Annotated in this window: 19 protein-coding genes; 7 read left to right on the top strand and 12 right to left on the bottom strand. The window is 60.2% G+C overall.

The features are described from left to right. The first annotated feature begins 32 nt into the window (after nucleotides 1–32). On the top strand, nucleotides 33–4,640 hold the full coding sequence (locus tag JNN07_06885; protein ID MBL9167451.1) for an immunoglobulin domain-containing protein: 4,608 nt from the start codon (nucleotides 33–35) through the stop codon (nucleotides 4,638–4,640). A gap of 115 nt (nucleotides 4,641–4,755) precedes the next feature. On the opposite strand, the gene JNN07_06880 is transcribed toward JNN07_06885, so the two are convergent. Together JNN07_06880 and JNN07_06875 are read right to left on the bottom strand one after the other, a co-directional pair. Further along, a complete protein-coding gene (locus JNN07_06880; GenBank protein ID MBL9167450.1) occupies nucleotides 4,756–5,172 on the bottom strand; it encodes an ATP-binding protein in 417 nt (138 codons plus the stop codon). A 55-nt stretch (nucleotides 5,173–5,227) separates the two neighbouring features. Then, complete coding sequence (locus JNN07_06875) at nucleotides 5,228–5,539, bottom strand: STAS domain-containing protein (protein MBL9167449.1); 312 nt, start codon at nucleotides 5,537–5,539, stop codon at nucleotides 5,228–5,230. A gap of 168 nt (nucleotides 5,540–5,707) precedes the next feature. On the opposite strand from JNN07_06875, the gene JNN07_06870 reads away from it, so the two are divergent. After that, on the top strand, nucleotides 5,708–6,508 hold the full coding sequence (locus JNN07_06870) for a DUF1080 domain-containing protein (protein ID MBL9167448.1): 801 nt from the start codon (nucleotides 5,708–5,710) through the stop codon (nucleotides 6,506–6,508). 51 nt (nucleotides 6,509–6,559) lie between these two features. Further along, the gene (locus JNN07_06865; GenBank protein ID MBL9167447.1) at nucleotides 6,560–8,041 is read left to right on the top strand and encodes a PQQ-like beta-propeller repeat protein; all 1,482 of its coding nucleotides are present in this window, start codon (nucleotides 6,560–6,562) and stop codon (nucleotides 8,039–8,041) included. Nucleotides 8,042–8,051: 10 nt separating this feature from the next. Here JNN07_06865 and JNN07_06860 read toward each other — a convergent pair whose 3' ends face one another. The 7 genes from JNN07_06860 to JNN07_06830 form a co-directional block, all read right to left on the bottom strand. Then, nucleotides 8,052–9,668, bottom strand: coding sequence for a methyl-accepting chemotaxis protein (locus JNN07_06860; protein MBL9167446.1), 1,617 nt, complete (start codon nucleotides 9,666–9,668; stop codon nucleotides 8,052–8,054). A gap of 111 nt (nucleotides 9,669–9,779) precedes the next feature. Then, a complete protein-coding gene (locus tag JNN07_06855; protein MBL9167445.1) occupies nucleotides 9,780–10,742 on the bottom strand; it encodes a hypothetical protein in 963 nt (320 codons plus the stop codon). Nucleotides 10,743–10,748: 6 nt separating this feature from the next. Continuing rightward, a complete protein-coding gene (locus JNN07_06850) occupies nucleotides 10,749–11,195 on the bottom strand; it encodes a hypothetical protein (protein ID MBL9167444.1) in 447 nt (148 codons plus the stop codon). Between the two features lie 40 nt (nucleotides 11,196–11,235). Then, a complete protein-coding gene (locus tag JNN07_06845) occupies nucleotides 11,236–12,120 on the bottom strand; it encodes a bifunctional 5,10-methylenetetrahydrofolate dehydrogenase/5,10-methenyltetrahydrofolate cyclohydrolase (GenBank protein ID MBL9167443.1) in 885 nt (294 codons plus the stop codon). Beyond that, nucleotides 12,117–13,313 carry an SH3 domain-containing protein gene (locus JNN07_06840; GenBank protein MBL9167442.1) on the bottom strand — a complete coding sequence of 399 codons (1,197 nt, stop codon included), beginning with the start codon at nucleotides 13,311–13,313 and terminating at the stop codon, nucleotides 12,117–12,119. Before JNN07_06840 ends, JNN07_06845 begins: the two co-directional genes overlap by 4 nt. Then, nucleotides 13,310–14,020, bottom strand: a complete 711-nt coding sequence (locus tag JNN07_06835; GenBank protein ID MBL9167441.1) for an rRNA pseudouridine synthase — start codon at nucleotides 14,018–14,020, stop codon at nucleotides 13,310–13,312. The genes JNN07_06840 and JNN07_06835 overlap by 4 nt, the downstream gene beginning before the upstream one ends. A gap of 144 nt (nucleotides 14,021–14,164) precedes the next feature. Next, nucleotides 14,165–14,320 carry a small basic protein gene (locus JNN07_06830; protein MBL9167440.1) on the bottom strand — a complete coding sequence of 52 codons (156 nt, stop codon included), beginning with the start codon at nucleotides 14,318–14,320 and terminating at the stop codon, nucleotides 14,165–14,167. A 261-nt stretch (nucleotides 14,321–14,581) separates the two neighbouring features. Between JNN07_06830 and JNN07_06825 the strand changes: the two genes are divergently transcribed. The 4 genes from JNN07_06825 to JNN07_06810 all read left to right on the top strand — a co-directional run bounded on the left by JNN07_06825 (nucleotide 14,582) and on the right by JNN07_06810 (nucleotide 19,048). Next, the gene (locus JNN07_06825) at nucleotides 14,582–15,415 is read left to right on the top strand and encodes a hypothetical protein (GenBank protein ID MBL9167439.1); all 834 of its coding nucleotides are present in this window, start codon (nucleotides 14,582–14,584) and stop codon (nucleotides 15,413–15,415) included. 4 nt (nucleotides 15,416–15,419) lie between these two features. Continuing rightward, on the top strand, nucleotides 15,420–17,162 hold the full coding sequence (gene tadA / locus JNN07_06820) for a Flp pilus assembly complex ATPase component TadA (protein ID MBL9167438.1): 1,743 nt from the start codon (nucleotides 15,420–15,422) through the stop codon (nucleotides 17,160–17,162). Nucleotides 17,163–17,202: 40 nt separating this feature from the next. Then, nucleotides 17,203–17,670 carry a chemotaxis protein CheX gene (locus tag JNN07_06815; protein ID MBL9167437.1) on the top strand — a complete coding sequence of 156 codons (468 nt, stop codon included), beginning with the start codon at nucleotides 17,203–17,205 and terminating at the stop codon, nucleotides 17,668–17,670. A 151-nt stretch (nucleotides 17,671–17,821) separates the two neighbouring features. Then, nucleotides 17,822–19,048 (top strand): Glu/Leu/Phe/Val dehydrogenase, encoded by a 1,227-nt coding sequence (locus JNN07_06810; protein ID MBL9167436.1) that lies wholly within the window; start codon nucleotides 17,822–17,824, stop codon nucleotides 19,046–19,048. 283 nt (nucleotides 19,049–19,331) lie between these two features. Here the strand turns inward: JNN07_06810 and JNN07_06805 are convergent, their stop codons facing one another. From JNN07_06805 to JNN07_06795, 3 genes are read right to left on the bottom strand one after another with little or no spacing between them, the layout of a single operon-like run. Next, nucleotides 19,332–20,690 (bottom strand): (Fe-S)-binding protein, encoded by a 1,359-nt coding sequence (locus JNN07_06805; protein MBL9167435.1) that lies wholly within the window; start codon nucleotides 20,688–20,690, stop codon nucleotides 19,332–19,334. Further along, nucleotides 20,683–21,201 (bottom strand): hypothetical protein, encoded by a 519-nt coding sequence (locus tag JNN07_06800; GenBank protein ID MBL9167434.1) that lies wholly within the window; start codon nucleotides 21,199–21,201, stop codon nucleotides 20,683–20,685. The genes JNN07_06805 and JNN07_06800 overlap by 8 nt, the downstream gene beginning before the upstream one ends. A 12-nt stretch (nucleotides 21,202–21,213) precedes the next feature. After that, the gene (locus JNN07_06795) at nucleotides 21,214–22,596 is read right to left on the bottom strand and encodes an FAD-binding protein (GenBank protein ID MBL9167433.1); all 1,383 of its coding nucleotides are present in this window, start codon (nucleotides 22,594–22,596) and stop codon (nucleotides 21,214–21,216) included. Nucleotides 22,597–22,972 lie beyond the last annotated feature (376 nt).

The raw sequence follows: 22,972 nt of genomic DNA, 5'->3' as shown, positions 1-22,972 counted from the left end.
AAGGCGCAGGCTGTTACATCCAACACCATCGTATGAAAATCCGGCTCACTTGCCTCTCAGCGCGGAGGCAAGGTCGCACCTCAGAAGGCGACACCGACCGTTGTTCCCTGAACCCTCACCGGAAGTATGGACTTCCTTCGATGCTGAGAAGTGCGCTGCTTCTTGGACTCTTGGGGGTAGGGATTGGTACAGGCTTCTTTTCGAACGCCCAGGATGGGGCTTCGAGTTCTCAGCCTGCGCCGCTCGAGGACGTTCCGCTGATCCTCGAGGCCCCTCGTGACCAGGCCCTCCTGCAAGGGGGGGAACTCGTGTTGGAAGTCGTTGCGACGGGCGCGGAGCTTCAGTTTCAATGGCAGCGGGAGGGCCGGATTCTGGGCGGCGCTACCACTTCAATCCTCCGTTTGCCGGCCGTGGGAATTCAGCAGGCGGGACGCTACTCCGTCCGGGTTTACAATGTGCTGGGAGAGGTGGTGAGCCCCGACGCCCTGGTCTCGGTGCTTCAAAAGCCCATGGTGGTCCGCCAGCCGGTGAGCCAAGTGGTCACGCAAGGCAGTGGAGTCACCTTTGAATTGGCGGCATCAGGCACGGCTCCTCTGCGCTATCAATGGTTTCGAAATGGGAAGGAGCTGGACGGGGAGACGGACGTTCGACTCCGCCTCGAGAATCTGCAGGCCCAGGATTCCGCCAGCTTCTCCGTCCGAGTGAGCAACGACGTGGGCAGCGAGGTGTCGGTCGAGGCTCGCCTCACGGTGCTGACGCCGCCACGTTGGGTTTCTCTGTCGCGGAACCAGACTGTAGCGGAGGGTAGGTCGGTTTCCTTCGTCGTGCACGCTGAGGGCACGCATCCGCTCAGCTATCAGTGGTATCGCAACGGCGAGCCGCTGGCCGGTGCCACGGGGCTGGGATTGGATTTCGCCGCAGTGCGACCGGAGGACGAGGGAACGTACACCGCCAGTGTTAGCAATGCTGCCGGTCGGGAGTGGAGCCCACCGTTTCGTCTGCGAGTGCTCTCGCCGCCTCGGATTCTGCTGTCGCCCGAGACTCAGATCGTTGGCTTGAGCAATCGAGTCACACTGCGCGCTGCGGTGACGGGTAGCGAGCCGCTCTACTTCGGTTGGCGTCGCAACGGGATCGACTTGTTCGGAGATCCGGGCGTTCTCGGCCCCGACTCGAACACGCTGGAGATTCCGCAGGTGGCTGGCGATCAGGCTGGGATTTACGAGTTGGTGGTATGCAACTTCGCCGGTTTGGTCGTGACGGATCCGGTAGAGGTCAGGATCGAAACGCCCCCCTTCATCATCACCCCGCCGCAGAACCAACGCGTCGCACTCTTCGAGGAGTTGACCCTGGCAGTTCAGGCGGGAGGCAGCCCGCAGCTCAGCTATCAATGGTATCACAACGGAACCGCCATGCCGGGCGCCACGCAGGCGACGCTGGGACCGATCTTCGTTCAGCAGGATGTCGCTGGTCCTTACTGGGTGGCGATCAAGAACGCTGCGGGTAGCGTGGTATCCGATCCGGTGTTCGTCACGGTGGAGCAGCCACGCGCCAATCCTTCGGACGCACTGGAGTCGGCCCCCACTCTGGACCTTCCGATCGGGTGCACGATCTTCCGAGGCTCCACAGCTGGATTTACTCGGGAGCCAGGCGAGCCGGCTCATGCCGGCGCAGCGGGTGGCGGCTCAGGGTGGTATCGTTGGCGGGCCACTTCCAGCGCATGGGTGACGTTGGGCACCACTGGCAGCGACTTTGACACCATGCTGGGGGTTTACACCGGGGATAGTCCCAGCAATTTGGTGGCGGTGGCCAGCAGCGAGGATGCTCCTGGCGTCCTCACCAGCCGCTTGACGTTCAAGTCGGTTCCCGGCGTTGAGTATTGGATCGCGGTCGATGGCTTCGATGGTGACAACGGGGAGGTCCTGATTACCGCGATCGTCGAGCAAGCGGATCCCACACCGCTGCCGGTCATCGTGTCTTCACCTCTGAGCGGCTCCGGACCAGCGGGAAGATCGACCAACCTGGTGGTGGTGGCGGAGGGACAGGGACTCACCTACCAGTGGTATTTCCTGGGTAAGCCCTTGCCGGGCGAGACGGACCGCGTTCTCAGCCTTCCCAATGTGCAACCCCAACATGTCGGCACTTACTTTGTCCGAGTGCAAGCCCAGGGAAGCCCGGTCTTTGTGGATAGCGCTCGAGCGGTCATCGAGATTGGCAGCGCGAGCGATGTGGTGTCCGTGGATAAGCGTTATTTCAACCGGGTGAGTCCGGATGAGCAAGTCCCCTCGGCCCCGCCCCAGCTGGCCGATGTTTCCACCAGCGCGGGAACCATCGTGGTTCGTCCCGGGGTGAGCGCCGATCAGATTCTTAACAACGAGGCCAGCACGTGGTCCTCCAGCGATCCACGAACCTGCAATTGGTTTGGGGGAGCGACCCGATGGCTGACCAATATCGTGGTGGAGAAAAAAGGCGTGTTGGTCGTCGACAGCCGCGACAGCGCGGTGCCAGCCTTGACCGGACTTTTTGCCTATGTCTCCGCCCGCGCTCGTTTGCTGGCCTGCTCTCAGGACGGATTGATCCTGTACACCAACGAAACCGAGGGGGCGGTTTACGATCTGATGGCCGATAGCGTCCAAGGGCAGGGGGGAGTGATCTCTCTGAAATTCAGTCTGATCCAGCTGCCTACGCTGCCATCCACGCCGCCGCAGCTGGCGCTGCAGGAACTCAATCAACCTTTGGTGTTGGACGCGGGGGTGACGAATAGTCCGGTGCCGACGCCCACCTTCCAGTGGTTCCTCAACGAGACGAATCCCATTCCCAACGCAACCGGCAGCATTCTCTCCCTCGGAAGCTTCCAAGCCTCGGATGCGGGATTGTACACCGTGCGCATCAGAACTCCCCTGGGGGATTTGACCAATCGTGTGGCGCAGGTGGGAATCCGGTATCCGGCCGCTTGGTCGCTCGAATCGATAAGGAACATCGTCGATGGCGCGGCAGCCGGCCCACTTTGGGCGCGGTCTGCCTCCGAAGCCTATCTCTGGGTGAACACCCATCAGGCCGGAACCCCGGACGTGCCGGAGGCTCGGCTGTTTCGATCGGCTTCCACCGGATGGGAACTGGTCCTCCGGGTGCCCCGTTTTCGTGGAGTGTTGGTCCACGGTGCGGATGAATCGGACCTGAACGTCTGGTTGGATCGAGCGGATGGCCAGACTTCCGTGGGCCTTTTGTTGAGCTCGCTTGACCGGGGGGCGACCTGGGTCACGAACTCGCTTCCTGTCGGTGTCAACCTTCAGTCCGCTCGAGGCATAGCGGGCAACCGCCGGTCGCTGCACCTGCTGTTGGCGAACGGGCAACTGCTTCGTCGTCAAGGACCCAACTGGACGGTTCTCGTCAATGGAAGCCAACCTCCGTTGGTGGATCTCCAGGTTTTGGATGAACAGCACGGATTTGCCGTGACCAGCCAGTCTCTCTGGAAGTGGGATGGAGTGCGCTGGGCGGAAGCTTTGAAGGCTCCTTCCCAGTTTCTGGGGCAGAGACTCCTGGCCTTCGTGAGTGGGCAGCAAAGCCACGTTTTGGTGTTGGGCACGGATGCCGCCAGCGGAGAGACACGCCTCTGGAATGCCTCTGCCCAGCTGTCAGGCGCGCGGGCGGGGACGGTGATTCCGGATCCCCTCGAAACGGTCCTGCCTTTGACCGATCCGGTTGGCGTCTGGGGCGGGAGACTGGATCGTTTGTTTGTGGTCGGGCGCAAGGCAACCGAGGCCGGTGGGATTTTCGAGTTTGACGGGGAAGGCTGGCGCGAGGTGACGGAGTTGGGTGGCTTGGATATTCCGGTTGCGCTGGGTGGCGTCGACCGGGAGGAATTGTGGATACCGCTCCGCAGTGGTCTTATCGCTCGGCGCCAGACGTCCCGACCTCCGGTAGATCCGCAGGTTCGGATCGTGGAGCCGGGCCTCCCTCTGGTGGCCGGCGGGCGTGTGCTGCTTCGCGCGGAGGTGCTGGGCACCGGTCCATTCGACTACCAATGGCAGTTTGAAGGGCGGGATCTGGCTCAGCAGACCAATGAATCCTTGGTCTTGGAATCCCTGAGTCTGACATCCCTTGGAAAGTACCGAGTCAGGGTCACGGCCGGCCTCGCCAGTGTATCGACCGAGACGGTGCTGTCGCAGCTTCAGTTTCCTCCTCGGCTTTTAAGTGCCGCGCTTCAGCTCCAGGGCTATGCGGGGGGAGAGGTGGCCCTGGTGGGGAGCGCTGAGGGGGATGAGCCTTTGAACTATCAATGGTTCAATAGCGCGGGTGCACTTGCGGGGGAGAATCGGCCGACCTTGGTTCTTGAAGGGCTTCAACCTTCCGATGCCGGTGCTTACTGGGTGCAGATATCCAATCGTGTCGGGGTGGTGACGAGCGATCGATGGACGGTAGCTGTGCAGTCTGGCTTCCACCTCCTGGAGCCGCGGGCGTCGCTCCCTAACCAGATCCAGGGAGTCGCCGATGCGCCCTATGTTGCGGAACGGAGTTCTGACCTGTTCACCTGGGTTCCGTGGTATACCAATCAGGCGTTACGATTCGCGGCGCCATTCACGCTAGTGGACCGGGAGACGAAGGAGGCCCCGCGCCAGTTCTATCGGGTGCGGAGTTGGTGAGAGGGTGGTGAGGTGGTGGCGGAAGTGAAACTCTCTTACTCTCTTCCATCCGAGTCATCCGAGAAATCCGTGGTTAAAACCACCGTCTTGGGTTTCTCTGGAACTGCTCTTGGTACTAGTCGGATCGTCGCGTGAGGGTAAGGATGTTGTGTCCGGCATCGCGACGATACTCCACGGAGTCCATGAGCTGCCGGATCATGTGGATGCCGAGGCCGCCGATGGGCCGGTCTTCCAGCGGGACATGGACATCGGGGGTGGGAAGGCTGAGCGGATTGAACTCGCGTCCATCGTCCCGAATCTCAGCCCGGGCCTGTCCGGGGCCGGCGAAGAGCCTCAGTGTGATGGAGTGTTCCGATGAATCGTCGTAAGCGTAGGCGAGGATGTTAGCCAGCCACTCTACCAGCGCCAGGTCGAAGGCATTTCTCGCCGTGGAGGAAAGCTTGGCTTGCTCCGTGAAGGCCTCGATCCATTCCGGCAGCTTCTGGCATTCCGTCGGGTCGTTGCGAAGCCGATATTCCGAGACCAACGTCATGGGTCGTAAGCCGCCGGAGGCGGGCTGACGGTAGCGCAGCGGGGTTGGCGGGCGGTCAGGGTTTGGTGCCCTCGACCATCTTATCGCGGAAACCGGTCATCGCGAGGATCGAATCCACCTCGGGCGAGGGCTCAGTGACCACCAATTGTTTGCCGGCCGTCTTCATTTGGCGCCAGTATTGCAACAGGACACGCAATCCCGCGGAACAAATGAAGCTTGCTTGAGCCAGATTGATCGACAGGCACTTTGCCCCCCCACGAATCGCTTCGATGATCGCGACTTCCAACTCATTGGCCATCGCTCCGTCGACACGTCCGGTGAGAGAGAGCTCCACGCCGTCCCCAGAAGATTTAGTGTGAATGGGCATTGTAAGTACGACAGGGACCATGGCGTGTTCTGGCAGAGGCAGCAACGGTTTTTTGCAGCCATGAAGGTTCCCCTTGTGGTTTTTCGCCGGACCCTCTATCCATGGGAAACAACAGCCCCGGCCGCTTGACACTGACGCCGGAGCCGCTTTTGTAATACTGAAACACCGATGAAATCCAAAGCTCTGACTCTCTTGATTGCCCTGCTGATTGGCGCGCGACCCGAAGCCGCGGTTGCCGCCGAGGGTTACACCAACACCCCGTTCCAGCCCAACGGCAAGTGGCGCGTCCATGATCCGGCTCGTCCGCTTCCCAAGGTCATCACTTCCGGCAAGACCTTTAGTGAACTGGCTGGAGTTCCCTCCGACGCCGTGGTTCTGTTCGACGGGAAGGATTTTTCGAAATGGATGGGCGACAAGGGCGAGGTGAAGTGGAAGCTAGAAGGTGGGTACATGGAGACCACCAAGACCGGGAAGATCCGCACGAAGGACGAGTTCGGTGATTTTCAGCTGCATCTCGAGTGGGCCACCCCGTCGGTGGTGACGGGCAAGGGGCAGGGGCGCGGCAATAACGGAGTGAACATTTTCGGGCGATACGAGATTCAGGTGCTCGATTCCTACAATAACGCCACCTATCCCGACGGCCAAGCCTCCGCCATCTACGGCCAGCAACCTCCCTTGGTCAACGCCTCGCGGCCGCCTGGCGAATGGCAGACGTACGACATCATCTTTGAGACCCCCCGGTGGGACGATAAAAAGCAGCTGATCAAAAAAGCCTACGTCACCGTTCTGCATAACGGGGTGGTGGTGCATCACCGTCACGAACTCTATGGCGGCACGCCGCATCAAGCCCTGGGAAACTATGATAAGCCTCACCCGCCCCAGGGGTATATCGAGCTCTATGAGCACGGAAACCCGGTTCGCTTTCGCAACATTTGGATTCGCCCACTAGGCCAGTACGATCAACCCTGATCGTCCCGACACCTGGGCTTAGCTGACGGCTCACCTTAACCCAAAATGAACATGAATACCCTGTTTGAACGAAATGCTCGACTGGCTCCGCGGTTCCGCGGTGGTCTGGTTGCTCTGGCGGTTGGTTTGGCCTGGTGCGGAGGAAGCAGTTTGGTTCCGGCGGCTGCCTCGGATTGGCCGCAGTGGCGCGGCCCGCTCGCCAACGGGGTTGCCCCGCAGGGGAATCCTCCGGTCAGCTGGAGCGAAACCGAGAACGTGAAGTGGAAGGTCAAGCTGCCGGGGGCTGGGGCGGGAACCCCCATTGTGTGGGGTGGTCAGGTCTTTATTCAAACCGCCATCCCCACGGGCAAGAAGATCGAGCCGCCTGTTGAAGAGAAGAAGGCGGCCCAGCTCATTGTCCCGCAGGCGGTGTTTGGACAGGCACAGCCCGCGCCGGATGCTCCCGCGGTTCCTCCCGAGGGACAGCGTCGCCGGCGCCCGGGAGGAGGTGGCGGCCCCGGAGGCGGCTTCGGCGGACGCGGCGAGAAGCCCACGGAATTCCAGCAATTCGCCCTGCTGGCAGTGGATGCCGCCACTGGAAAGATCCAATGGCAGCAGGTGCTTCGAGAGGAAGTTCCCCATGAAGGTCACCATCGCGATCATGGGTTTGCCTCGCATTCGCCGGTCACCGACGGACAGCTCGTCTTCGCTTGGTTGGGCTCCCGCGGGTTGCACTGCTTTGATTTGAAAGGAAATCTCAAATGGCAGAAGGACTTGGGGAAGCTGAAAACGGCCAATGGGTTCGGCGAGGGAAACTCGCCCGCGATCCATGGCAACACTCTCGTGGTCAATTGGGATCATGAGGGCGAGGACTTTATCGCGGCCTTCGACAAGACGACCGGGAAGGAGCTATGGCGGAATCCTCGCGAAGAGAAGACCACCTGGACAACGCCTCTGATCATCGAGCACCAGGGCCAGGCGCAAGTGATCGTGGCCGCCACCCAGCGGATCCGGAGCTATGATTTATCTACGGGCAAGCAGATTTGGGAATGCGGCGGCATGACGGCCAATGTGATCCCGACGCCGGTCAGCGGGTTTGGGATGGTCTACGCCATCAGCGGATTTCGGGGCAACTCGTTGCTCGCGATTCAGCTGGGGCGCACCGGCGACCTGACTGATTCGGACGCCATTGCCTGGCGGCACGCCAAAAGCACGCCCTATGTGCCGTCGCCTGCTCTGGTCGGCGAGCGCCTGTATTTCTTGTCGGGGAACAATCCCGTACTGTCCTGTTTCCATGCCAAGACGGGCAAGGAGTTGTTCACGGAGCAGCGGTTGGAGGGGCCGTCAGGGTTCTATGCCTCGATCGTTTCCGCCGGCGGACGCGTGTATCTCGCCGGGAGAAACGGAACGACGGTGGTGATCAAGGATGCCGACACATTCGAAGTTCTGGCCACGAACAAGCTCGAGGAAAAGTTCGAGGCCTCTCCGGCCATCGTGGGGAACAACCTGTTCCTCCGCGGCCATGAGTACCTTTATTGCATCGGTGCAAAATAGTAAGGACGGATTAAGCTGCCCGCTGAAGTTCGACCTGGGGCTCGTGTGGTGTGCCTCCCGAGCGAGGGGGTAGTGAATCGATCCGGGCTACCTCGGTAGCTTGGGGGTGTTTGCTTTCACCGCCCACCAGCTTCATGAGATTAACCACGGTTTCCTCCAGCACGACTGCCTGATGATTGAGCGATTCCACGAGGCTCGCGGTTTGGTGAGCTGCCGCGGCATTGTGTTGTGTCATTTGGTCGATCTCTGAAACGGCGCGAGTGACCTGTTGGATCCCAGTCGATTGTTCATCGGACGCTTGTGCGATCTGACTCACATGCTCGTCCACTTTTCTGGCTTGGTCCAGGATCGATGCCAGGTTGCGTTCGACATGGCCGAAGTGGACTTGCACCTCATTTAAATCGTTGGCTACTTTTTCGCTGACCTGCAAGCCGGTGCTGCTCTGGGAGATGGCTGCTGCGATGCGGTTAGCCGTTTCCTTTGCGGCGGTGGCGCTCCGCTGGGCAAGATTCCGAACCTCGTCGGCGACCACGGCAAACCCCAGGCCGGCCTCGCCGGCCCGGGCGGCTTCAACGGCCGCGTTTAGGGCCAGGATATTCGTTTGAAAGGCGATCTCATCGATGTTCTTGATGATTTTGGCGATCTCATCACTCGCGGATTTGACCCCTCCCATGGCCTGCTTGAGCTCGGTGCTTGAAGTAGACAGTCTGCGGGTCACGGCGGCGGCGGTTTCGACGACTTCGCCGCCGGACTCCGCGACTTCCCGCGCCTGCTTGGCGAGAGACGCTGCTGATTTGGCGCTCTCACCATTCCGTCGAACCATGCTCGAAATTTCCTCCAGAGCCGCGCTGGCCTCCTCGAGCGAGGCTGCCTGCTTCTCAGCGTTCCCGGCGAGCGAGCGACTCGCGCCACTCAGTTCATGGACGGATCCCAAGGTTTCCTTTGAGGAGTGAGACAGGGTATCGGCAATCCGCTGGAAGGGGACCGGTAGGGTTCTGACCACGAACACCGGGAGTAAGATGAGCAGCAGCAGCGCCACGATTCCTGCCACGGCCAGCGAATGTTGAAAGCGGGTGACGCTCTGATGGGCCTGGTCGCTGACGGCTCGTGTTTCGGCCGCCAAGGTGTCGCTCACCTTTTCCATATGGACTTCAAGATCCTTGAAGGCTGTGTAGAAAGAAGGCAGAAGCTCCTCCGCGGCCTTAAGGTTGTCGTCCGCCTTCTTGAGCAAGGTTGCTGCACTCGAGGTGTACTGCGCCATGGGAGCGCTCACTTCCTTCAAACTGGCGCTCGCTGTGGGTGAGAGCGGTCGTTGTAGATTCTGTTCGAGCTTCTCTACAAAATTTTTCGAATGCTCCTCAAAATCCGCTTTGATCTCACTCGGAACTTTTCCATCGCCGGTGGCGGCCCCACGCAGTGCGGCGAGCATGTCTCCGCGGATCGCGTCGTGCATCATGTCGCACTCCTGATGGTTCTGCAGAGCTTCGGTATGCAGGTTGGCCTTGGCAATGAGATGCTCCAGTTTCACAAACTGGAAATACGCGACTGTGCCGCCCAGAAGGTTCAAGACCAAGACCGGTGCTAGCACTAATAAGATTTTTCCCCGCAGGGAGAGATTCTTCGTCATAGGAGTGGTCCGCTGCCCGTGAAGGCAGGATCAGTTCACTCTATGAATCGGCTCGGTTCTCAAAAAATGAACGATGAAACTTCATCATCGCACGGACGTCCGCCGTCGGGGTCAGTCGATGCGGGCGAAGGGATTGGCGGGCTTGCGAGGGGGGCGTGCTGCCGGGGAGGATTTACTGGCCGAATTGTCCTCTTCGGGAGCCCCGGAGGACGGCGGCGGGCCGAATGGGTTCTTGGTTTGGGCCGTGCGGATGGCCCGAGGGGGGAGATGACACGTGGCGAGCAGGGAATACACGATCGGCACCAGAAAGTGGATCACAAACAGGAGGGCAAACTGCACGCCGCCCATCACATCGGCTTCCAGGGCGACCAGGCCCATCACCATCAGCGCTGCTCCGGGGATCAGGGCGGCAGCGGTGAGTTTCCAGGCGGCGCCGAGGTTGAGTTCGCGATCGGTGAAGTAGGCCAGGATTCTGGGCAGTAGACAGTGCACCGTGGCGAGCAGCCACCAGGACACGACGAGGGTCGTGAAGCTGCCCAGGAGCAGAGCCCCATACAGCATGCCTTCCCAAGCCTCCCAGGCGGCCAGCATCTCCAATCGGTTGAAAGGGAGGTGCCAGAGCGGTGGATAGGGGATCCGGGCGGTACCTAACGTTGAGATCAGTCGGACCTCGGAGCGCGTGAAAATGAGGTCCAGATCTCGGGAGGCGTTTCGATGAGCGGTGGTGGTGGGGTCAACATCGACAGCAAGCCAGGTGCTCGTTGCGAGTGGATGTTTGAAAAGCGTGTTTTCCGGGAAGCGTAATTCGCCCAGGGTGAGCAGGCCTTGGTCGGGTAGATTTTGGAGAGCCTGCCGAATGGTTGGGAAGACCGAGGCGACCAGGATCCAGGCGATCGCCAGCGTGCAGAGCGTTCCGCTGATGGCTTGCAGCACCACGACTCGCTTCAGCGGTGACCCCGCGTAGGCCGCCACCCCGTTCGGAGTGAGCGGCACCCAGCCTTTGCATGAAGCGATGGGAAGGGCGGGCGCCGGATCCGCGCCAGGCTGTGGGTTCTGCCGGCCGGTGCCCATCATGTCCCCTTATTGAGGCGGCGCGGTCGGCGCTGCCGGGGCCCCCGGCGGGCGTTGCTGCTGCTGCGGAATGAGCACCGGGAGCGGGTAACGCAGCTTCAGGACTTCATCAACCAGCACCTCGATGAAATACACCCCCGTTGTCTTGAACTCGACTTCGCGCAGGATGTTGACGTTCGTAGCCGAGGCATGAGCGTGTTGCAGCGCGAACTTCAGGTCGCTCTTCGCCACCACCGTGGTGGAATCCGGTGCGATCACCCGCACGGTGTCCGTGAATTGGCCCACCCCTGCACACCACCGATTGAAAACCAGGATCTGGCTGGCGGCGATCGGGACCTGCGGGACGGGAATTACCTGCATGATGCCGATGAGGATGAGGTTGCCGTTGGCTTCCTGCCGAACATCTTGGCAGACCAATGAGCTTTGAAGATCAGGGAGAATACGATTGGGTTGCATGAGTAGTTAACAGCGAGTCTCGGACATTTTCTCAGTGGAGTCAGGTCATTTCTGCCGCTCTTACCGTATTGCGCATCAGCATGGCTATGGTCATGGGCCCAACTCCACCTGGATTCGGGGTGATTAATCCGGCAATGGGTTGGATGGCTGCAAAGTCCACGTCGCCCACCAGTCGTGTGCCGTCCTTGGTCCCTGGCGCAGGAATTCGGTTCACTCCCACGTCGATCACGACGGCTCCTGGCTTCACCATATCTGCTTTCAGGAACTCCGCGACACCCATCGCGGCTATGACCACATCGGCACGACGGCAATGTTCTGAAACATTCCGCGTTCGAGAGTGACAGAGGGTCACCGTGGCGTTGGCATGCTTGGACTTTTGGCAGAGAATCGCGGCCATGGGCTTCCCGACGATGTCGCCCCGGCCCAGGATGACCACCTCCGCGCCGTCCGTTTTGACACCTTTGCGGATTAACATCTCCTGAATGCCTCCGGGAGTGCAGGGGACAAATCCCGTGGGGTCTCCGAGCATTAGTTTTCCCACGTTCTCCGGATGGAAGCCGTCCACATCCTTCTGTGGACTCACGGACGCGAAGACGCGGGAGGCTTGGATATGGGAGGGGAGGGGGGCTTGAACCAGAATTCCATGGCACCCAGGATCATCGTTCAATCGGGAGATGAGCTCGAGTAGCTCTGATTCCGTGGTGTGGTCGGGCAGGACGCGCGTGGTTGACTGGATGCCCAAACGCTGCGCGGTTTTCTCCTTCATGCCGACGTACACGCGGGAGGCCGGATCCTCGCCTACTCGAATGAAGGTCAAACCGGGGACAACCCCCTTCGATTGGAGCGCTGCTATCCGCTGGGCGGTTTCCTGATGGATTGCTTCGGCAAGTGCCCGCCCATCGATCAAATTGCCGGGGACCGTCATGGGTCGGTTTGCAAGGTCTCCACGCGGATGACCGGCACATTGGGCCAGCGTTCATCCAAGGCTTCCTCGCCTGTTACAGTGACCACTCGGCCGCGGTAAGAGTTGAGATTCATGTTCGTGCTGGTCGAATAAAGATAGTTCATCACCCGACCGTTGTGGATGTTTTCCAGCACCAGGGCGGTCGGAGCTTGGATGTTGTAGTTTCGGCGAACCAGACCCTCGCGAGTGACGATGCGCTTGACGTAGGTCTCCTCGCGTTGCGGACGAAAATCAATCTCGCCCGGTTCGCGGGTGAGGATCGGGGAGGGTTTGGTTTCCGATGGGGCTGGCACCGGGACGATTGGAGCCGGTGTGGACGTCGGGGCTGGGACAGGGGGCGGGGAGATTCCGGCTAGAGTTGCCGGCGTCGGGGTCGGTCGCGGCGGCTGCGGCGGCGGCAAGGTGAAGGTCGGGATCGTGGCCGGTTTGGGCTGGGTGACCACGATGTCGCGCTGAAGGTCCGTGGTGGTGGTGGCCGGTAGCGGCGGCGGCATCGGGCGTGGAGCAGTCGACGTCAAGGGGCGCAGGCCCGTTATCGGTGCGCTCGGGTTGGCCGCCAAGGAGAGTGTCTCTGGCTGCGTGGCTTTGCTGTGGAGCAGGTTAGCCGCTACGAACGCGACGCAGCTATCGGGTGCCTCGACTTTGATCCAGTCGCCTTTGGCATCGAGCTTTTTGAGGCTGGCCCCTTTTTCGAGGTGGCCGACCACACTATGATTCTCTCCGGGGCCGGTGCGCAGGTTGAGCTTGGCGACCTTGACCTGCATGGAGGCCTTATCGACGAAGTCAGCATAAACCCACACGGGCGCGCCAGCTGGCCAGGCGATCTTCGCCCAGCGCGTGGGTTCGCCTGGGCTTGCTTTCTTGATCGTGACCTCTTCGATGACCTTGACGACATCGTTGCGGCTGAGGCGGGAGACCACCTCGCTATCGATGTCCGCTTGAGCACGCACATTGACGTGTTCTTGGGTCACCTCGGCCGGACCCGCCTGCAGCGCGGCGGCCGTGCTCGCCTTGGCAACCGCTGCGGCCGGGGGCGACTTTTTCGCAGGGGTTTTCGCCGGGGCCGTGGTGGATGCCGCATTGGCCGCGAACTCCGCGGCCGAACCGGCGACATAAAACGCCAGGGAAAGAGTTAACCAGCAATTGGTTTTCATGTGCGCGCAAGTAGAGATTTTATCTCGGTTTCTGTCAACGTTCGCCATTTACCTGAGGGGAGCTCGGCTAACTTGATCGGGCCGATCTTGGTTCGGACCAGCCGTGCGACCTCAAGCCCACAGCCTGCAAACAACCGACGTACCTCTCGGTTCTTTCCCTCAGTTAATTCGACCTGGACGAGGCTATGACGTTCGTTGGTCATGAGCAGTTTGGCTGCCGAAGCCTTCAAGGTCTCGCCCTCGGATTCCACGCCGGTGGTGATTTTACGGATCACGGATCGATCCACTTTACCCTCGATAATGGCCTCGTAGATCTTCTTCACTCCGTAGCGAGGATGCGTCAGGCGAAGCGCGAAATCACCATCGTTGGTCAGGAAGAGGAGCCCCTCAGACTCATAATCTAGGCGGCCGACCGGATAGACCTTCGACCATTCCGTCGGGAGCAGGTCAATCACGGTTCGCCGATTCAGTGGATCGGTGCGGGTGCACAGGTACCTCAACGGTTTGTTGAGAGCGATATACACCTTTCGCTTCACCTTGACGAAACTGCCGTCCACATCCACTCGATCCTCGTTCGGGTGGACTTTTTTGCCTAGTTCTTGGACGATTTGTCCGTTCACACGGACCCGTCCTTCCAAAATGAGTTTTTCTGCGGCCCTGCGAGAGGCAACACCGCACTCGGCTAAAAATTTTTGTAAGCGGATCAAAAAAGAAAAGAACCTCAGTCCAACCTCAAGGAGGCGACCGAGGCTCTATAAATAGATTGTTAGGGGGCTACCGGAAGGGTCACTGAAGGGTACCCGAAGCGGTGGCCGACGAACGAATGCCCAACCTGAGGGCACCGGAGGGCCTTAGGCGTCCGGCTTGGTCTTCCGCAAACCCGTGACGCGGTCGCCGGCCTTCCATTGGCCCCGTTTCTTGAGGATTTCGACGCGTTCAAAGCGCTTCATGACGTTTCGTTTTCCGCCCGAAGTGGCCGCTGCGCGCAAACTAGGATGCTGTGACATAAATTCTGTAAACTCTGCGAGTTAAATTTCCCCGCCCAAAAAGCGGTCGGAGGTTCTAACACAGACCCGGAGCAGTTGCCAACGGTTTTTTACCCCCTCGTTCTTGGAATTGGCCTCCGCCTTGCTTCCCTACCTCCCTAGAAGTGTGAAAAGCTTGAACGAATGTACCTTGAGCCGGAGGAGATGGAGTCATCTCTGGTTACTGGCTCATCGCCCTCGCCATGCGCATCAACCCCCTAAATCTACTAACCCTCTCCTTACATGGGACTGCCCCTGATCAAGATTTCTGCTGAAGAAGAGGCCCAGTTGACTCAAACAATCGAGATGTTTGAGGTAATCACCCAGGGGCAACCCCAGGATTACCAGTCACTTGAGATTCTCAAGGAGGCTTACGTCAAGTTGGGTCGGGAGGACGAGCTGATTCGGACCTCAAAGCGAGTGGCTGAGGCCTACGTCATGATGGGACAGCTATCCTCCGCCATCCTGGAGTATGAGAGTCTGCTCCAGCACAAACCCGACGACCCCGAGGTGCAAAGCGCTCTGCGGGACATCGAGAGCAAGGCGCGCGAGTTCAGTGCCACCCCCACGTCGGACGACACGACCATCGAGGTCGCGCCGCCTGGACGACGGGTCGCCACTTGCATCGACGATGGGTCCAAGGGGATGAAGAAGGTCTTTGTGGATGGGAAACTGATTTCCGAACACGACTTCTCGAATTGCTGGATCGCACCCGACTATGATCCCCCAGCCGGGAGTATCGCGGTGCCTTTCATTCAGGCCTTGGCGGATCGCAGCGTCCTGCCGGTCGAGCGATCGATCAAGGTGCTCATGGACAAGACCCGACTGGGCTATCTGCCGCTCTCGCGTTACGACTCCGACGTGGAAGTTGCTCGTAAGTTTGATCCCGATCTGTGCCGCCGGTGGTGCCTATTTCCGTTTGATCGGATGAGCAAGACCATTCTGGTTGCGACCGCCAACCCGTTCAACAAACAGGCGGTCCTCGAATTGGAACAGACGCAGGTGGCGACTCGATTCCAATTTTATCTGGCGAACCCGGCCGACCTGACCAAAGCGATTCGAACCTCCTTCCGCTGATCTCATGCCCCCCGTCAAATCATTTGGAGAGCGCATAGCCGATGCCCTGATGGCCGACGGCCTCATCCACCCCAAACAGGTGGAGGAGTTGCTGGAGCTTCAGAAGCAGAAGGGCACCCGCCTCATCAAGCTCATCGCGGAAAAGGGATTGGTGAGCGATCAGGACATGACCGTGTCCATGGGCCGGGTCCTCAACGTTCCCCCCATCAATCTTTCCCGCCTCGCCATCCCCGGCGATGTCGCCGAGATCGTGCCGCGCGACATGGCGCACAATCACAAGGTGATTCCGCTCGCGCGCCTGGAAAACAAGCTGCTGCTGGCGATGGCTGATCCGCTGAACGTTCTCGCCATCGACGACGTCCGGCGCATCACCAAGATGGAAGTCTCCCCCATGATCGCCTCGGAGAAGGCGATCATGGACAAGCTGGCTCAGGTGGATTCCGCCCAGTCCGGGTCCATGGAAGACATCATCCAGGACGTCCAAAAGCAGGCTGAGATGGAGGCCGAGGCGGAGAGCCTGGAAACAGTCAAGGAAGCCCTCGACGACTCGTCCAACATCGACAAGCTCGCCGCCGCCGGTGAGGAGGCTCCCGTCATCAAGCTTGCCAACTTGATTTTGGTTCAGGCCATCAAGGAGCGAGCGAGCGATATTCACATCGAACCCTTTGAGAAGATGGTTCGGCTGAGGTATCGCGTGGATGGTGCGCTGGTCGACCGGACTTCGCCCCCGAAGAACATGCAGGTGGCGCTGATGTCCCGGTTGAAGATCATGGCCAGCCTCGACATCGCCGAGCGACGGCTGCCGCAGGACGGTCGTATGCGCGTCAAGGTGCTGGGCAAGGACTTCGATCTGCGTGTCTCCTTTTTGCCTACCGTGCACGGCGAAAAATGCGTTCTGCGCGTTTTGGACAAGAGCAATCTTTCCGGTAGCTTGGAAAAAATCGGGATGGATCCCGACACCTTCAAGCGCTTTAAGGCGGCGGTTGACGCTCCCCACGGCCTCATTCTCGTGACCGGCCCAACCGGCTCTGGAAAGACCACGACGCTGTACTCGGCGCTCAATGAGCTGAATCGCCCGGAATACAACATCATCACGGTGGAGGATCCGGTTGAATTTCAGATCGCGGGTATCAACCAGGTTCCGACTAAGAAGGAGATCGGACTTACCTTCGCCAGCGCTTTGAGGTCTATTCTGCGTCAGGATCCCGACATCGTCATGATCGGTGAGATTCGGGACACGGAGACGGCGGAGATCGCGGTTGAGGCTTCGCTGACCGGCCATCAGGTGCTGAGCACCCTGCATTGCAATGACGCGCCTGGCGCCATCGCCCGTCTCGACGACATGGGCATCCAGCCCTTTCTGATCTCGTCGGCTGTCATCTTGTCCTGCGCACAGCGCCTCATGCGCCGGATCTGCCTTAACTGCAAAGAGCCGGTTCAATATCCTGATAAAATGTACGAGGATTTGGACATTCCCACGGACTTTTATCAGGGGGTGACTCTGTATCGTGGGCGTGGCTGCGAACGTTGCGGTAACACGGGCTACGCTGGTCGGCTCGCGATCATCGAGGTCATGACCGTGAGCGATGAAATCCGCAAGCTCGTCATCGAACGTGCGAGCGCCATGGAGGTGGGAAAACTCGCCGTGGCGCAGGGCATGAAGACCCTTCGGGTGGCGGCCCTGGACAAGGTTCGGCAGGGCTTGACGACACTGGAGCAGACCCTGGTTGTCACCGCCGCACACTGATGTGAAATCGGGACGGAAACTCTGACGGTTTCTGCGCTGCATGGACACCCTGACCCATGTCCACGCCTGGACTAAAGTGGCTCTTCAAACGACTCTGGGACCGCTCCTGTCGGTAACCATGGAGGAGGCACCGGTCAGCGGGACGTCATCGTCCGACAAGATTGTCACCGGTGTGGGTTTCGTCGGGAGTGTCATGGGTGTGGTCAACTTCGAGCTTCCCGGCTCGGTTGCTGAACAGATCACCCGCAAACTCCTGTGCCTCTCGCCAGAGGAACCGGCCGACCTTCAGGTCATCAAGGATGCCCTCGGGGAGATCGCCAACATGGTGGTCGGACAGGTTAAAACCCGGCTCTGCGAGGCTGGAAAGAACTGTGTTCTCGCGCTTCCCACCGTCGTTCCAGGCGAGCTTCGGCGCATGCCGGAATCCCCGCTGATCCTCCAGGATACCTTCGGACTCAAGATGGGTGATTCCTCGATGCGGGCTCAAATCCTGATCCGGGTGGTATAACCGCCCTGCGTTCGGAAGGGGGCGGGTAGAGCACACTCGGCCTGGAGCGCAAGGCCTGCCATGAAATGATTTCCCCTGCGGAACGGTGGATTTGTCCTGCCCTCGTTGCTATATTTAATCCGTGAAACTTTACGACCATCCGACGTTCACCATGGCCTGTCGCCAGTTCGACCTGGTGGCGGATCATCTGGAGATTCCGGAGGTGCAGCGGGATCGGGTGAAGCTGCCGAAGCGCTCGATGACCGTCGCATTGCCGATTCAGCTCGATAACGGTTCGGTGAAGGTATTCACCGGCTATCGAGTTCAGCATCACTTGACGTTGGGCCCCACGAAGGGCGGTCTGCGCTATCACCCCGATGTCGAAATCGGCGAGGTGGCAGCCCTGGCCATGTGGATGAGTTGGAAGTGTGCCCTCACGGGCTTGCCCTACGGGGGCGCCAAGGGAGGCATCACGTGTAATCCTCACCAGATGTCGATCCGGGAGCTGGAGCGGCTTACCCGCCGATTTACTCAAGAGATGATCCCTTTCATTGGCCCGCAGGTGGACATCATGGCACCTGATGTGGGCACCAACGAGCAGACAATGGCCTGGATGATGGACACCTACTCGGTGCACATGGGCCATGCGGTTCCCAGCATTGTCACCGGCAAACCGGTGGGCATCGGCGGATCGGTGGGACGCCGCGAGGCGACGGGGCGGGGGGTGGCTTACCTGATCAATCGCGCCATGGATGTGGTGGGTATTCAAGCGTCCCAAGCCACCGCAGCGATCCAGGGCTATGGCAACGTGGGTTCCATCGCGGCCCTCTCCCTAGCTCGTTATGGAGTTAAAATCGTGGCGATCAGCGATGTGCGCGGGGGTGTTTACAATGCCGGCGGCCTCAATATTTTTGACTTGGACAAGCATGTCGCTGAGCACGGAACCGTATCCGGGTTTCCGGAGTCGGAGCCAATCAGCAATGCAGAGCTTTTGCTCCTGCCTTGTGACATCCTCGTCCCCGCGGCTTTGGAGCGACAGATCACCGGCGAGAACATCGGACGCATCCGGTGCCGAATTCTGGCTGAGGCGGCGAACGGTCCCACCACACCCGACGCCGATCTGGTGCTCGACCAGCGACCGGAGATCTTTGTCATCCCCGACATCCTCTGCAACGCCGGCGGAGTGGTGGTCTCCTACTTCGAGTGGGTGCAGGATCTCCAGAGTTTCTTTTGGAACGAGAGCGAGGTCACCGACAAGCTGTTTCGCATCCTGGAAGGAGCGTTCACCCAGACGCTGGCGATGTCGCGCAAGCAAAAGATCCCCATGCGGTTGGCCGCGCTGAGCATCGGGGTGAAGCGCGTGCTCGACGCGAAGAAGCTGCGCGGCCTTTTTCCGTGAAGTCTGACAGGCTCTCCATGAGCCCTTTCCTCTCCGCGCTCTCCGCGCCTCCGCGAGAGATTCCGGCAGTCCTTCCGAGTTAGGGGAGGGATTTTTTCTCGCGGAGGCGCGGAGAACGCGGAGGAGCACTCAATCAGTGAGAACCGAAGGATCAAAGCCAGCTCCCCTCCATGAGAAGAGCAGCAGCGTCAGTGGGCCCGGCTCTGGCAAGTCCCTGTTCACATCCGTGATCCGTGGGCAATATATCCCCATGCCGGAAACTCATTTCCGACCCCTTTGAATATCAGAGGTCGTCTGTCTTTGCACACTCCGACTCTTCCACTCGGTAGGCTTCAGCCAGCAGTGTGATCGGATGCGCGACCCGCATCTCCATTCCCTGAGCCCGAACGCCGTTCTGCACTTGTAACAGGCATCCCGGATTTCCAGTGGCTACGACTTGCGCTTGGGTGTTCTTCAGATGACCCACTTTCCGGTTCAACAGATTCTGCGCCATCTCCGGCTGGATGAGGTTGTAAATGCCTGCGCTGCCGCAGCACCAGGTGCTCTCCGTTAGCTCCACCAGTGTGAGGCCCGGGATCGCCCGTAGGAGTTGACGCGGCTGCGCGGTGATCTTCTGTCCGTGGCAGAGGTGGCAAGCTTCGTGATAGGTCACCCGCACCGGCGTTGGGTTGGTGATCTTGGGGGCGCGGATGCCGATCTGGGCCAGCCATTCGTGAATATCCTTCACCTTCTGGTCCCACAACACGGCGCGTGAAGCGTAGCGAGAATCGCCCTCCAGCAACTTGTGGTAGTGCTTGAGATGCGACCCGCATCCGGCGGCGTTGGTAATGATCGCGTCGAATCGTTCTGGAGGCAGCAAGTCGATCTGGCGACGGGCCAGATCCTGGGCCAGGCCCCATTCGCCGTTGTGCGCGTGGAGGGATCCGCAGCAGACCTGCTCGGGCGGCGTGATGACTTCACAGCCATTTCGCGTGAGAACCTCGGCGGTGTCGCGGTTGACGTCGCTGAACATCAAGTCCTGAGCGCACCCGGTCAGAAGTGCGACCCGGAACCGCTGCTGGGTGCGGGCGGGGCTGACCGCCGGAATCAGGTCGGCGGAGACGTGGTCCAGGACAGTGGGGGTCATGGCTTCCAACTCGCGCAGCCTTTGCGGAAAGAGGCGCAGCACGCCGCTCCAGCGGATCAGCCTCTGGAGGCCCAGCTGCTGATACAGCCGCAAACCTGCGCCGACCAGTTGCAGGCGACTCAGGTCCTCGAAAAGCCATTTGAGCACCACCCGGCGCAGGAGTGAGCGTTTCGGGGAGTTGAGAACGCCGCTGGCTTCTGCCTCCGCACGGGCTCGCTCGAAGAGCTCGGCATAGTTGACCCCGGCTGGGCAGGCGGTCATGCAGGCCAGGCAGCCTAGACAGAAATACATTTCCTCGGCGAAGGTGCGCGTGGGCTCGAGTCGATCATCGGCGATCGCTCGCATCAAGGCGATGCGTCCGCGCGGGCTGTTGCGCTCCAGTTTCGTGACATCATACGTGGGGCAGGTGGGCAGGCACATGCCGCAGTGCATGCATTGCTGAACCACGGAGTAATCCAACCCCTTGAGAAAGGAGGTGCCCGCTGGGATGGTGGTGCCGTGGGATGGCTTACTCATGCGGAGGCGAGTCGGCGGAGTCTTGGGATTCTGGAAGTCCTGTGGAACCCGTCGGGGGCTCGTTGCGATTCAGCATGCGAGCGAGACGAAAAACGATCACCCCAATCCCGCCAACGACAACCAGCGCCAGGGTGGTCCCTTGCATCACCTGGAGGAATGCGGCGCGCCGGATGTCCTTGATCGCGTAAAAGTAGCTCACAAACATTCCGGAGAACAGCAGGAGGCCCCCGATGATGAGGGCGATAAACTTGCGTCGGCCGGCATCGGAACCATCTTTGACAGCCGCTCCCATGGCGAAGTCCGTGACCAGCTTCCAGAGGAACAGGGCCAGCCCGGCGCTGAGGACCGCCATGAGGATGGTCCCCAAGCTGAACTCCAGCTGGAGCGACGGGTTTACCTGTTTTAACGAATAGAGAAATCCTCCCATGACTCCGCAGGCAAAGGCGCTCGAGAATTTGGCGACCTGCAGAAACGAGAGGCCGGAACTGGACTCGGAGGGGGTGTCAGCCATGGCTTCAAAAGGTTAGTCGAACATCTTTCCCGGATTGAGGATGCCGCGAGGATCCAGCACTTTCCGGAGTTCGCGCATGACGCGCATCTGAGCATCGCCGGCAAATTTCGGGAGGAAATGCTTCTTCGCCAACCCGACGCCGTGCTCGCCGGTAATCGTGCCTCCCAGCCGGATCGCCTCTTCAAAAATCTCGGTGAACGCCAGCTCTACTCGATGCATTTCCTCGTGGTTGCGCTCATCGGTCAGGAAGGTGGGATGCAGATTGCCATCGCCCATGTGCCCGAAGGTCCCGATGCGCAGTCGATGCTTCTCTGCGACTTTCGCGACGAACCGAATCATTCGAGCCAGCTCGCTCCGTGGTACCGTGGCATCCTCGAGGATGGTGGTCGGTGCCAGCCGGGCCAGTGCGCTGAAGGCGCTGCGTCGGGCGGTGGCGAGCTGGTTGGCCTCATGATCGTCCTTCGCGACCCTCACCTCGAGGCATCCGTTCTGGCGAGCGATTCGCTCCATCTGGGCTGCCTCGTCGGCGACGACCGCGGGATGTCCATCGCTCTCCATCAGCAACAAGGCCTCGCAATCCAAGGGAAGGCCCACCTTGGCGAAGTCCTCCACGCAATGGATGGTGGTGCGATCCAGGAACTCCAGAGTGCAGGGGATGATCTGCGCGGCAATGATGTCGCTGACCGTCTGGGCCGCCTGATCCATGGCGCTGAAGGTGGCGACCATGGTTCGTTTGCTGGCGGGCTTGGGGATCAGCTTGAGCAGCACTTTGGTGATGATGCCCAGCGTTCCCTCGCTTCCCACAAACAAATCGCGCAGGCTGTAGCCGGCCACGTCTTTGACGCATTTGTTGCCGGTCCAAAGCAGCTCTCCGTCGGGCAGAACGACTTCGAGTCCCATCACGTAGTTGCGGGTCACGCCGTACTTCAAGCCACGCAGGCCACCGGAATTCTCGGCCACGTTGCCGCCGATGGTGGAAATTTTCATGGAGCCCGGGTCGGGGGGATAGAACAGCCCAGCTTTGGCTGCCGCTTCGGCGATCGTGACCGTGGTGACGCCGGGTTCCGTTAGGAGGGTAAGGTTCGCCCGATCGACCTCGAGAATTTGGTCCATCTTTACCGTGCATAGGACCACGCCATTGGCGGATGGAACGCTGCCTCCGCTGAGTCCGGTGCCCGAACCGCGGGTGACCAAAGGACGCCCGGTTTCATTGCAGAACCGCACAATCGCTTGGATTTGCTCCACTGTGCGGGCGAAGACCACCACCTCGGGAAGTTGCTGGAGCGCCGCCGTTCCGTCGAAGGCGTAGGTGAGCAGGTCCTCGTGGCTGCGAAGTACACTCTCGCTGCCAACGATCGACTGCAACGTGTCCGTCCAATGTGCCGGTGAACCCATACAAGTTTAAAGACCGAGCATGGGCTGCTCTCTTCGTCAGGTCAAGGGGGGGGCATATGGAGTGCGGCAGCCCTCTGCCGCTTTGGTCCCCCAGCGGAGCTGGCACCCCCTCCGAGGGGCGGAAAGCTGTAGAGGGCTGCCGGACTATGGGCTATAAACCGCATCGGACCGCTTCGTCATCAACTCCCTAGCGCCACGACCCTTTCCAGAGTCATTGGCGAGCACGAGTGCCCTATGGACTGCGGTGGCACGACCTAAGCATTACCCACAAGTTCTTCGACCAAATGTTAGAATCCCAAAGGGATTCCGCCTCAAAGCCCAGGGTTGGCGCGACGCAGGAGCGCCTACCCTGGGTTAGTCGTTGTTTTCTCACAAC

This window comes from Verrucomicrobiales bacterium (assembly GCA_016793885.1).
Taxonomy (GTDB): Bacteria; Verrucomicrobiota; Verrucomicrobiia; order Limisphaerales; family UBA11320; genus UBA11320.
The sequence above is the reverse complement of the archived record's forward strand: the minus strand, read 5'-3'. Positions and strand labels throughout refer to the sequence as shown.

Excerpts from the sequence above, each read along its gene's own strand:
- tadA (MBL9167438.1), top strand. The coding sequence starts at position 15,420 with ATGCCCCCCGTCAAATCATTTGGAGAGCGCATAGCCGATGCCCTGATG.
- JNN07_06860 (MBL9167446.1), bottom strand. The coding sequence starts at position 9,668 with ATGACGAAGAATCTCTCCCTGCGGGGAAAAATCTTATTAGTGCTAGCA.
- JNN07_06840 (MBL9167442.1), bottom strand. The coding sequence starts at position 13,313 with ATGAAAACCAATTGCTGGTTAACTCTTTCCCTGGCGTTTTATGTCGCC.
- JNN07_06795 (MBL9167433.1), bottom strand. The coding sequence starts at position 22,596 with ATGGGTTCACCGGCACATTGGACGGACACGTTGCAGTCGATCGTTGGC.
- JNN07_06885 (MBL9167451.1), top strand. The coding sequence starts at position 33 with ATGAAAATCCGGCTCACTTGCCTCTCAGCGCGGAGGCAAGGTCGCACC.
- JNN07_06845 (MBL9167443.1), bottom strand. The coding sequence starts at position 12,120 with ATGACGGTCCCCGGCAATTTGATCGATGGGCGGGCACTTGCCGAAGCA.
- JNN07_06855 (MBL9167445.1), bottom strand. The coding sequence starts at position 10,742 with ATGATGGGCACCGGCCGGCAGAACCCACAGCCTGGCGCGGATCCGGCG.
- JNN07_06870 (MBL9167448.1), top strand. The coding sequence starts at position 5,708 with ATGAAATCCAAAGCTCTGACTCTCTTGATTGCCCTGCTGATTGGCGCG.
- JNN07_06865 (MBL9167447.1), top strand. The coding sequence starts at position 6,560 with ATGAATACCCTGTTTGAACGAAATGCTCGACTGGCTCCGCGGTTCCGC.
- JNN07_06880 (MBL9167450.1), bottom strand. The coding sequence starts at position 5,172 with ATGACGTTGGTCTCGGAATATCGGCTTCGCAACGACCCGACGGAATGC.
- JNN07_06805 (MBL9167435.1), bottom strand. The coding sequence starts at position 20,690 with ATGAGTAAGCCATCCCACGGCACCACCATCCCAGCGGGCACCTCCTTT.
- JNN07_06810 (MBL9167436.1), top strand. The coding sequence starts at position 17,822 with ATGGCCTGTCGCCAGTTCGACCTGGTGGCGGATCATCTGGAGATTCCG.
- JNN07_06850 (MBL9167444.1), bottom strand. The coding sequence starts at position 11,195 with ATGCAACCCAATCGTATTCTCCCTGATCTTCAAAGCTCATTGGTCTGC.
- JNN07_06830 (MBL9167440.1), bottom strand. The coding sequence starts at position 14,320 with ATGTCACAGCATCCTAGTTTGCGCGCAGCGGCCACTTCGGGCGGAAAA.
- JNN07_06800 (MBL9167434.1), bottom strand. The coding sequence starts at position 21,201 with ATGGCTGACACCCCCTCCGAGTCCAGTTCCGGCCTCTCGTTTCTGCAG.
- JNN07_06875 (MBL9167449.1), bottom strand. The coding sequence starts at position 5,539 with ATGCCCATTCACACTAAATCTTCTGGGGACGGCGTGGAGCTCTCTCTC.
- JNN07_06815 (MBL9167437.1), top strand. The coding sequence starts at position 17,203 with ATGGACACCCTGACCCATGTCCACGCCTGGACTAAAGTGGCTCTTCAA.
- JNN07_06825 (MBL9167439.1), top strand. The coding sequence starts at position 14,582 with ATGGGACTGCCCCTGATCAAGATTTCTGCTGAAGAAGAGGCCCAGTTG.